The sequence below is a fragment of the Caldovatus aquaticus genome (assembly GCF_019458025.1).
Classification (GTDB): Bacteria; Pseudomonadota; Alphaproteobacteria; order Acetobacterales; family Acetobacteraceae; genus Caldovatus; species Caldovatus aquaticus.
The window spans coordinates 1-9,011 of record NZ_JAHZUY010000089.1 but is presented as its reverse complement, the minus strand read 5'-3'; the positions used below and the strand labels follow the sequence as shown (position 1 = coordinate 9,011).

Annotated in this window: 9 protein-coding genes; 8 read left to right on the top strand and 1 reads right to left on the bottom strand. The window is 76.6% G+C overall.

The window, feature by feature from the left end; genetic code table 11:
- The first annotated feature begins 206 nt into the window (after positions 1 to 206).
- From K1J50_RS17830 to terL, 7 genes are all read left to right on the top strand, one after another.
- Positions 207 to 1,037 carry a phage capsid protein gene (locus K1J50_RS17830; protein WP_220119107.1) on the top strand — a complete coding sequence of 277 codons (831 nt, stop codon included), beginning with the start codon at positions 207 to 209 and terminating at the stop codon, positions 1,035 to 1,037.
- A gap of 86 nt (positions 1,038 to 1,123) precedes the next feature.
- Positions 1,124 to 1,696 carry a hypothetical protein gene (locus K1J50_RS17825; protein WP_220119106.1) on the top strand — a complete coding sequence of 191 codons (573 nt, stop codon included), beginning with the start codon at positions 1,124 to 1,126 and terminating at the stop codon, positions 1,694 to 1,696.
- 9 nt (positions 1,697 to 1,705) lie between these two features.
- Positions 1,706 to 3,598, top strand: coding sequence for a hypothetical protein (locus tag K1J50_RS17820; RefSeq protein ID WP_220119105.1), 1,893 nt, complete (start codon positions 1,706 to 1,708; stop codon positions 3,596 to 3,598).
- Position 3,599: 1 nt separating this feature from the next.
- On the top strand, positions 3,600 to 4,040 hold the full coding sequence (locus K1J50_RS17815) for a hypothetical protein (protein ID WP_220119104.1): 441 nt from the start codon (positions 3,600 to 3,602) through the stop codon (positions 4,038 to 4,040).
- A 44-nt stretch (positions 4,041 to 4,084) separates the two neighbouring features.
- Positions 4,085 to 6,367 (top strand): hydrolase, encoded by a 2,283-nt coding sequence (locus K1J50_RS17810; protein ID WP_220119103.1) that lies wholly within the window; start codon positions 4,085 to 4,087, stop codon positions 6,365 to 6,367.
- Positions 6,364 to 6,720, top strand: coding sequence for a hypothetical protein (locus tag K1J50_RS17805; protein ID WP_220119102.1), 357 nt, complete (start codon positions 6,364 to 6,366; stop codon positions 6,718 to 6,720). Before K1J50_RS17810 ends, K1J50_RS17805 begins: the two co-directional genes overlap by 4 nt.
- Complete coding sequence (gene terL, locus K1J50_RS17800) at positions 6,698 to 8,170, top strand: phage terminase large subunit (RefSeq protein ID WP_220119101.1); 1,473 nt, start codon at positions 6,698 to 6,700, stop codon at positions 8,168 to 8,170. The genes K1J50_RS17805 and terL overlap by 23 nt, the downstream gene beginning before the upstream one ends.
- Before the next feature lie 99 nt (positions 8,171 to 8,269).
- On the opposite strand, the gene K1J50_RS17795 is transcribed toward terL, so the two are convergent.
- Positions 8,270 to 8,506, bottom strand: coding sequence for a hypothetical protein (locus tag K1J50_RS17795; RefSeq protein WP_220119108.1), 237 nt, complete (start codon positions 8,504 to 8,506; stop codon positions 8,270 to 8,272).
- 89 nt (positions 8,507 to 8,595) lie between these two features.
- On the opposite strand from K1J50_RS17795, the gene K1J50_RS17790 reads away from it, so the two are divergent.
- Positions 8,596 to 8,994, top strand: a complete 399-nt coding sequence (locus K1J50_RS17790; protein WP_220119100.1) for a hypothetical protein — start codon at positions 8,596 to 8,598, stop codon at positions 8,992 to 8,994.
- Positions 8,995 to 9,011: the final 17 nt, after the last annotated feature.

Here is a 9,011-nt window from a genome sequence, read left to right as displayed (position 1 = left end):
CGCGAGGACGGTTCCTCCCCCCGCCCGCGCCCGCCGCGGCGCGGCGCCGCCGCCTGCCGCCCGCTCCCCCCGTTCCGCCCGCGCCAACCCCGCCCGACCGGCGGGGCCGCGGGCGTCACGCGCCGCCGCGCGGCCCCCGCGCGGCCAACCGCGCGGCGGCGCGCCCCCATCCCCGTCCCCTCCCGACCAGCGAGGACCCGATCCCCATGCCCGCCATTGACCAGGCCTTCGTCAAGCAGTTCGAGGCCGAGGTGCACGAGGCCTACCAGCGCCAGGGCTCGAAGCTGCGCCCGACCGTGCGCTCCAAGACCGGCGTCAAGGGCGCCTCCACCGTCTTCCCGCGCGTCGGCAAGGGCACGGCGGCGGCGAAGGCGCGCAACGGCGTCGTGCCGGTGATGAACCTCGACTACTCCACCGCCGAATGCTTCCTGCAGGACTACTACGCCGGCGAGTGGGTGGACCACTTCGACGACCTCAAGACCGCCATCGACGAGCGGGCGGTGGTCGCCAACGCCGGCGCCTACGCGCTCGGGCGCAAGACCGACGAGCTGATCATCGCCGCGCTCGACACCGCGACGCGCGTGGCGAGCGGCACCGGCGCCGGCCTCGCCGACACCGACGGGCTGACCAGGCAGAAGGTGCTGCTCGCCTTCGAGATGATGGGCGAGGCCGACGTGCCCGACGACGGCCAGCGCTACGCCGTCGTCGGCTGGAAGCAGTGGAGCGAGCTGCTGCAGATCGAGGAGTTCGCCAACGCCGACTACGTCGGCGAGGACGATCTGCCGTGGAAGGGCACGCAGGCCAAGCGCTGGCTCGGCGCGCTGTGGATCCCGCACTCCGGCCTGACCAAGACCGGGCAGCTCCGCTACTGCTACTTCTACCACAAGACCGCGGTCGGCCACGCCGTGGGCAGCGAGGTGGTGACCGACATCACCTGGCACGGCGACCGCGCCGCCTACTTCGTCAACAACATGATGTCGCAGGGCGCGGTGCTGATCGACGACACCGGCGTCGTGCGCATGCGCTGCTTCGAGTAGCGGCCTGCGCGTCTCGCGCCCCGTCCCCGCCCGCCGGCCCGGTCGCCGGCGGGCGGCCCTCCGTCCCACCCTCTCCGGAGCCCCCGATGGCCCTGTCCGCGCTCGCGCTCTGCTCGCGCGCCCTGATCCGCATCGGCGCGCGGCCCGTCGCCTCGCTCGACGAGGGCACCGCCGAGGCGGAGGTCGCGGCCAACCTCTATCCCGGCATCCGCGACGCGCTGCTCTCCGCGCACCCGTGGAGCTTCGCCACCGGCCAGACGACCCTGCCGCGCCTCGCCGCCGTGCCCGTCGCCGACTTCGCCTACGCCTTCCAGCTCCCGCCCGACTTCCTGCGCGCCCTGTCCGCCGGCGGCGAGGGGGCGGGGCGCGGCGTGCCCTACCGAATCGCCGAGGACCGGCTGCACGCGAACGCGGCGCGCATCACCCTGACCTACGTCTTCCGCCCCGACGAGAGCGCCTTCCCGGCCTTCTTCGCCGCCGCCCTGGTGGCGCGGCTCGCCGCCGAGTTCTGCATCCCGATCACCGAGAATTCCTCGCGCGCCGAGGTGCTGTTCCGCCTGGCGGAGGACGAGCTGCGCGCCGCGCGCCTCGCCGACAGCCAGCAGCGCACGGCGGCCGCGCTCGAGGGCTTCCCGCTGATCGCGGCGCGCGGGGGCTGAGGGGCGCCCATGGCCAGTCCGATCCGCCGCGCCAAGACCAGCTTCGCCGCCGGCGAGCTCGCCCCCGAGCTGCTCGGCCGCGGCGACCTGCGCGCCTGGGAGAACGGCGCGCGGCGCCTGCGCAACGTCTTCCTCCAGCCGACCGGGGGCGTGACGCGCCGCCCGGGCCTGCGCTTCGTCGCCGAGCTGCCCGGCCCGGCGCGCCTCATCGCCTTCGAGCACGGTCCCGGCCAGACCTGGCTGCTCGTGCTCACCGCCGGCGCGCTCTCCGTCTTCCTCGGCGATGCGAAGGTGGCGGAGCTCGCCGCGCCCTGGAGCGAGGCGATGCTGCCGCAGATCGCCCCCGCCCAGGGCGCCGAGGCGCTGCTGCTGCTGCATCCCGCGATGCCGCCGCAGCAGGTGACGCGCGATGCCTCCGGCGCCTGGTCCCTCGCGCCCTTCGCCTTCACGCGCGAGCCGTTCCACCGCTTCGCGCCGGCGGGCGTGACGCTCGCGCCCTCGGCGACGTCGGGCGCGGTCACGCTCACCGCCTCCGCGCCGGTCTTCCTCGCGGGGCATGTCGGCGCGCGCTTCCGCCTGGGCGGCAGGCGCGTGCTGGTCACCGCCGTCGCCTCCCCGCTGAGCGCGGCGGCGACGGTGGAGGAGCCGCTCGACGGCTCGGCGGCGACGGCGGACTGGGACGAGGCGGCCTTCTCCGCCGCGCGCGGCTGGCCGGTCTCGGCCTGCTTCCACCAGGAGCGGCTCGTGCTCGGCGGCTCGCGCGACCTGCCGAACCGGCTATGGATGTCGCGCACCGGCGCGCCGGCGGACTTCGACCTCGGCGGCGGGCTCGACGACGAGGCGATCGCATTCGGCCTGGTTTCCGACCAGGCGGACGCGATCCGCGCCGTCTTCTCCGGCCGGCACCTCCAGGTCTTCACCTCGGGCGCGGAGTGGATGGTCACTGGCGAGCCGCTGACGCCGGCCTCGGTCCGGATCCACCGCCAGACCCGCGTCGGCTCGCCGACCGATCGCCAGGTGCCGCCGGTGGACGTGGACGGTGCGACCGTATTCGTCGCGCGCGGCGGGCGCGCCGTCTGCGAGTTCGCCTACACCGAGGTGGCGGACAGCTACCAGGCGAACGACCTCGCCCTGCTCGCGCGGCATCTCGTCCTCGCGCCGGTGGCGATGTGCTACGACCGGGCGCAGCGCCTGCTGCATCTGGCGATGGCCGACGGTGCGCTGGGGACGCTGACGCTCTACCGCGCCGAGCAGGTCACCGCCTGGACGCGGCAGGAGACCGACGGCGCCTTCCGCGCGCTGGCCGAGGCAGACGGCACGGTCTGGGCCGTCGTCGAGCGCCACGGCGGCGGCCGGTTCTTCCTCGAGCGTTTCGAGCCGGGCCTCGGCCTCGACGCCGCCCTCGCCGCCGAGGCGGCGGCGCCGCAGGCGGGCTGGTCCGGCCTCGCCCACCTCGAGGGCCGCACCGTCGGCGTGCTGGCGGACGGGGCGGTGCGCGCGCCGGCGCTGGTGCTGGACGGCGCGGTGACGCTCGATCCGCCGGCGCGCGCGGTGCAGATCGGCCTGCCCTTCCGGCACCTGATCGAGCCGCTGCCGCCGGACGTGCTGGCGCCGACCGGCGCGGCGCGCACCGGGCCGGTGCGGCTGGTCGCGGCGACCTTCCGCCTGCTCGGCACCGCGGCGCTCGCCGTGGACCTGGGCGGCGGGGCGCAGCCGGTGCCCTTCCGCCGGCTCGACACGCCGCTGCTGGACGCGCCGCCGGCGCCCTTCACGGGCGACGTCACGCTGCGCGGCCTCGGCTGGCGGCGCGACAGCCTCGAGCCGCTCTGGCGTGTCGAGGGCGACGCGCCGCTGCCGCTGACGCTGCTTTCCGTCACCACCGAGACGAGGACGAACGACTGACATGGCCCAGCTCGCCTCGCTCGCGACCCTGATCGGCGCGGGCGTCTCGACCTATGCGCACATCCGCCAGGGGCAGCAGCTCGAGAAGTACCAGAAAGAGCGCACGCGCGCGACCGCGGCGGAGGAGGCGGTGCGGCGCGAGGCGCTGGAGATCGAGCGGCAGGCCAGGGCGCGCGAGCGCGCCGAGCAGCTGCGCCGCACCATCGCCGCCACGCGCGCGCGCCTCGCCGCCTCCGGCGTCAGTCCGGACGAGGGTTCGGCCGCGGCGCTGACCCGCGGCCTCGCCCGCGACGCCGCGGCGGCGCAGGCCGAGGACGACGCGCGCTATGCGCTGCGGCTGTCCGCCGGACGCGCCAGCCTGCTCCGGCCCGACGGCTCGCTCGCCGCCTATCTGCGCGCGGGCCAGAGCTTCGGCACCGCGCTGCGCAGCCTGCTCGACTAGCCGGCGCGTCGCCCCTTTCCGGCCCCGATCGCAAGGTCCAACCGATGCCCGAGCACATCACGATCGGCGACATCGCGCCGCACGCGCTCTACGTCGCGGACGGCGCGCAGACCGCCTTCACCTATCCCTTCCCCATCTTCGCCCCGTCCGATCTCGAAGTGCGGCTCGACCGCGTGCTGCAGTCGGGCGGCTATGCCGTGACCGGCGCCGGACAGTCCGGCGGCGGCCAGGTGGTGTTCGCCACGCCGCCCGCGCCCGGCGCCCTGGTCGCGCTGCGCCGGCGCCTGCGCATCGCCCGCACCACCGACTTCCAGGAGAACGGCGTGCTGCGCGCGCGCACGCTGAACGACGAGCTCGACTACCAGACCGCCGCCCTGCAGGACGTGGCGGCGGAGATCGCCGGCGCGATCCGGCTCGACCCCTCCGAGTCCGGCGGGCGCCTGACGCTGCCGGCGCGCGAGGCGCGCGCCAACCGCGTGCTCGGCTTCGATTCCCTCGGCGACGTGACCGTGTTCGGCCGCGACGAGGCGACGCTCGCCGTCCCCTATCCGGGCGGCATCCCGCGCACGGTCGAGGACAAGCTGGCCGAGCGCCTCTCCGCGCGCGACTTCGGCGCGGTCGGCGACGGCGTCGCCGACGACGGCCCGGCGCTGCAGGCGGCGATGAACGCCGCCGCCGCCGCGGGCAGGCATCTCGAGATCGGCGAGGGCACCTTCCGCACCGGGCAGCCGCTGACGCTGCCCGGCGCCGCGGCGGGCCTCACCATGCGCGGCTCGATCCTCTACGCCGGGCCGGCGGGGCAGGCCGCGCTCACCCTCGGCGACGGCGCGGCGGTGCGCAACGCGGCCAAGCTCTACGAGGGGCTGCGCGTCGTGCGCGCGACGGTCTCCGACTGGCTCGACGAGGCCGACATCGGCATCGTGCTGCGCAACCTCGACGCCAGCCGGGTGGAGATCCGCCAGGTCGAGGGCTTCACCATCGGCGTGCGCACCCTCGGCGAGGAGCGCGGCTTCGAGGACACCACGCTGGTCCTCGGCCGCCTCGCGAACAACCGGATCGGCCTCGACATCCGCACCGCCACCGCTGTCGCGTGGAACGCCTCGGTCCGCTACTGCGGCGGGCACTTCACCGTCGCCTCCTCGCTCCACCCCGACAAGGACCGCTTCGGTGTGCGCCTCTCGGCCGCGCCGGGCGCCTACGCCGCGCACAACCGCCACCTGTTCGACGGCCCGAATTTCGAGCTGCAGGCGGAGGGGCGCCCGATCAGCGGCATCCCCTTCCTCTCCGAGGTGTCGAGCCGCGCCGTCTGGGCGCGCGGCATCCGCATGGAGGGCTGCTCGCCCTACGTCGCCCGCCACACCGGCGCGGCGGAGGACCACCTCTACGAGGTCGCCTGGGCGAGCCAGGGCTACGAGGTGGACGTGGACTACGCGCCGGGCGCGACGCGCGCCGGCGCCGTGGTGCGGCGCTGCCACCGCGCCGCCGCGCACCGCGAGTTCGCGCGCGAGATCGCCGCCGTCCCCTCGCTGCGCGCGGCGGCGCTGCGCTGGTCGAACACCGAGACCGGCTTCGAGCGGCTCGCCTGCCTCTCCACCAACGTCTCCGGCAGCCCGAGCCTGCTCGAGCACTTCGCCTTCCCGGGGCTCGACCAGTACGTGCTGACCGATGCCGGCGTGCTGCTCACGGCCGGGCGCGGCCTCGGCTTCGTCGTGGACGCGCGGCGCTGCCGCGAATTCGCCCTCGCGGTGGACGCCGACAGCCCGCGCCTGGTCGTGCAGTGCTTCGACGCCGGCCGGGCCCTGCTGACCGACGCCGCCGGCCCGCTCGCCCTCGCTTCCGGCCAGACGCTCGCCTACAACGCGACGGCGCGCTGGTGGCAGGGCTCGGCCGACATGACCGATGCCGGGCTGCTGCGCCTGCAGGTGGTGCGCCTCGCCCCGCAGGTCGCCTACGCCATCATCGGCATCGCGCGCATCTCCGCCGACTACGAGGTGCGGGCGCTGCGCCTCTGCTGCGACCCGGCCTTCTCGCCGCCCCTGCTCTACGGCCTGCCCTGGCTGCCGCACGGCCGGCGCGAGCTGGTCGCCGAGCTCGCCTGGGACCCGCCCTCGCTCGCCGCCGGCGCCAGCACGCAGGTCAACGTGCCGCTGCCCGGCGCCCGGGCCGGCGACTTCGCGCAGGCCGGCTTCAGCCTCGCCACCTCCGGCATCGTCTTCCTCGCCAATGTCGGCGCGTCCGACGTGGTGACGGTGACGGCGTGGAACCGCAGCGGCGTCGCCATCGACCTCGGCGCCGGCACGGTGCGGGCGCGCGTGGTGAAGGCATGAGGCGGCGTCGTGCGGCGGCGCCCCATCCGGTCGCCCGCCTCGCCGAGATGGTGCGGCACGTGGTCGAGGACTACCGCGCCTTCGCTGCCACGGTGCCGGAGGAAGCGGACGCCAGGGCCTTCGTCGCGCGCCATGCCGCCTGCCGCGCCGCGCTCGCCCACCTCGAGCACCTGCTCCGGCTGATGCGGGCGATCGGCGCCGCGGACGGCGAGGCGGGCGCCGCCACGCGCGAGGCGGCGCTGCGCCAGGCCGAGGCGGCGCTGGCCGAGGCGCGGAGCGAGCTCGCGCGCCTGCCGGCCGCCGGCGAGGAGGAGGGCGGGGAGGCGCCGGATGGCGAAGACGCGCCGGCCTGAGCCCGCCGCCGCGCGCCCGGCCGACCTGCTCGAATTCGTCTGGATCTGGAACCGCCGCCAGCGGCTCGACACGCCCGCGCTGCACCGGCGCATCGCCCGCTGGCTGCAGGCGCGCCGCAACGCCGGCGACCGCCGGCTGCTGCTGACGGCGTTCCGCGGCTCCGGCAAGAGCACCCTGGTCGGCCTCTACTGCGCCTGGACCCTGATGCGGGAGCCGGACACGCGCATCCTGGTGCTCGCCGCCGACCACGCGCTGGCGACCAAGATGGTGGCGATGGTCCGCCGCATCGTCGAGCGCCACGCGCTCTGCGCCCCGATCCGCCCCGACGGGCCGGAGGCCTGGGCCGCCGACCGCTTCACGGTCGCGCGCCCGGCGGTGCTGCGCGATCCCTCGATGCTCGCGCAGGGGGTCGGCGGCAACATCACCGGCTGCCACGCCGACCTGATCGTCTGCGACGACGTCGAGGTCGCCGGCAACAGCGACACGCCGGCGAAGCGGGCGGAGCTGCGCGAGCGGCTGGCGGAGACCGAGTTCGTGCTCACCCCCGGCGGCACCATCCTCTACGTCGGCACGCCGCACTGCGCCGACAGCCTCTACCGCGAGGCCGGCGAGGACGGCGAGGCCTTCCTCGCCGGCTACAGGCGCCTCGCGCTGCCGCTGCTCGACGCCCGGGGCCGCAGCGCCTGGCCGGAGCGCTTCCCGCCGGAGGCGATCGAGGCGCTGCGCCGGCGCGTCGGGCCGCTGCAGTTCGCCCGCCACATGCTGCTGCAGGCGGTGCCGGACGGCGCGGCGCGCCTCGATCCCGCGGCGCTGGTGCGCTACGCGGAGGAGCCCGAGTACCGCGAGGCCGGCGGGCGCGCGGTGCTGACGCTGATGGGCCGGCGGCTGGTCTCCGGCGGCGGGTTCTGGGACCCGGCCTACGGACGCGCGGGCGGCGCGGGCGACGCCTCGGTGCTGGCGGCGGTCTATGCCGACGCCGAGGGCAACCACTACCTGCACCGCCTCGCCTACCTGACGCACGACCCGGACCGGCCGGAGGACCCGGCGACGCAGCAGTGCCGCGCGGTCGCGGCGGTCGCCCGCGCGCTGCTGCTGCCCGCGGTGCGGGTGGAGACGAACGGTCTCGGCCGCTTCCTCCCCGCGCTGCTCCGGCGCGAGATGGCGCGCGCCGGCGCGGCCTGCGCGGTGATCGAGCACGCCAGCGCGCGCGCCAAGGCGGAGCGCATCCTCGCCGCGCTCGAGCCCGCCCTCGCCGCGCGGCGGCTCCATGCGCACGAAAGCGTCTGGCGCACGCCCTTCCCGGCGGAGATGGCCGCCTGGCGGCCGGACGCGCCGGGCGCGGCGCGCGACGACGCGCTGGACGCGGTGGCGGGCTGCCTGCTCGCCGAGCCGGTGCGGCTCCCCTCGGTCGCGCCGCCGCCGCGCGGGCCCGCCTGGCGCGGCGGCTAGCGCCGTTCCCGCCCGGCCGTGGGCGCGGCGGCGGCTTCGGCCCGTTGCCTGTCGAGCGGATTCGTGCGCCTGCCCGTTCCCGGCCGTCCGCGCTCCGCCCTAGCCGCCGGCGCCGGCCGGCGGCCGCTTCAGCACCTCGCGCGCGTGCCGCGCCACCCCTGCCGACGTGATCTCGTAGCGCCCGTCGGCCGCGCGCCGCCGCGCGAGGCCCATGCCCGCCAGCCGCTCCAGGCAGGGCCCGTCCTTCAGCCCGTCGGGCCGGCCGAGCGCGCCCACCAGCGTCAGCCGGTGCAGCGCGGAGCGGCAGCAGGTCTCCAAGTACGGCTCGTTCCACATCGTCGCCCGTTCGCGTCGCATCAGCCCGGAGGCGGTCGCCCGCCCGCAAGGTGACCGCCCCCGTCCGCCCCCGCAAGAAGGCAGCCCGCATGACTCCGATCCACATCGAGCCGACCTGGTGGATCTCGGTGGTCGAGATCCCGGTCGTCGCCGCCCTGTTCCACATGCTGCACGGCCTGCGCCGCGACCTGCAGGCGCGCATGGACCGCGCCGACGAGCGCGAGTCCGACGCCCTCGGCCGCACCCGCGAGGACCTCGCCGCCTTCAAGCTCGAGGTCGCGCGCACCTACGTCCCGCTCTCGCTGGTGCGCGAGCTGGACCGCCGCCTGGCGCAGCAGCTCCTGCGCATCGAGGAGAAGCTCGAGGAGGTCTCGCGCGCCGCCACCGCCGCCGCGGCCGCGCTCGCCGCGGCGCAGCGGGCGGCGCAGGCCGCCCCGCGCGGCGGCGCCGCCGCCCGCCTCGGCGACGCCGCGGAGGACGCCGCATGAGCCGCGCCGCAGCCCCT

Bases quoted from the DNA above. Each gene is read 5' to 3' on its own strand.
- terL (WP_220119101.1), top strand. From the start codon at position 6,698: ATGGCGAAGACGCGCCGGCCTGAGCCCGCCGCCGCGCGCCCGGCCGAC.
- K1J50_RS17825 (WP_220119106.1), top strand. From the start codon at position 1,124: ATGGCCCTGTCCGCGCTCGCGCTCTGCTCGCGCGCCCTGATCCGCATC.
- K1J50_RS17810 (WP_220119103.1), top strand. From the start codon at position 4,085: ATGCCCGAGCACATCACGATCGGCGACATCGCGCCGCACGCGCTCTAC.
- K1J50_RS17795 (WP_220119108.1), bottom strand. From the start codon at position 8,506: ATGTGGAACGAGCCGTACTTGGAGACCTGCTGCCGCTCCGCGCTGCAC.
- K1J50_RS17815 (WP_220119104.1), top strand. From the start codon at position 3,600: ATGGCCCAGCTCGCCTCGCTCGCGACCCTGATCGGCGCGGGCGTCTCG.
- K1J50_RS17790 (WP_220119100.1), top strand. From the start codon at position 8,596: ATGACTCCGATCCACATCGAGCCGACCTGGTGGATCTCGGTGGTCGAG.
- K1J50_RS17805 (WP_220119102.1), top strand. From the start codon at position 6,364: ATGAGGCGGCGTCGTGCGGCGGCGCCCCATCCGGTCGCCCGCCTCGCC.
- K1J50_RS17820 (WP_220119105.1), top strand. From the start codon at position 1,706: ATGGCCAGTCCGATCCGCCGCGCCAAGACCAGCTTCGCCGCCGGCGAG.
- K1J50_RS17830 (WP_220119107.1), top strand. From the start codon at position 207: ATGCCCGCCATTGACCAGGCCTTCGTCAAGCAGTTCGAGGCCGAGGTG.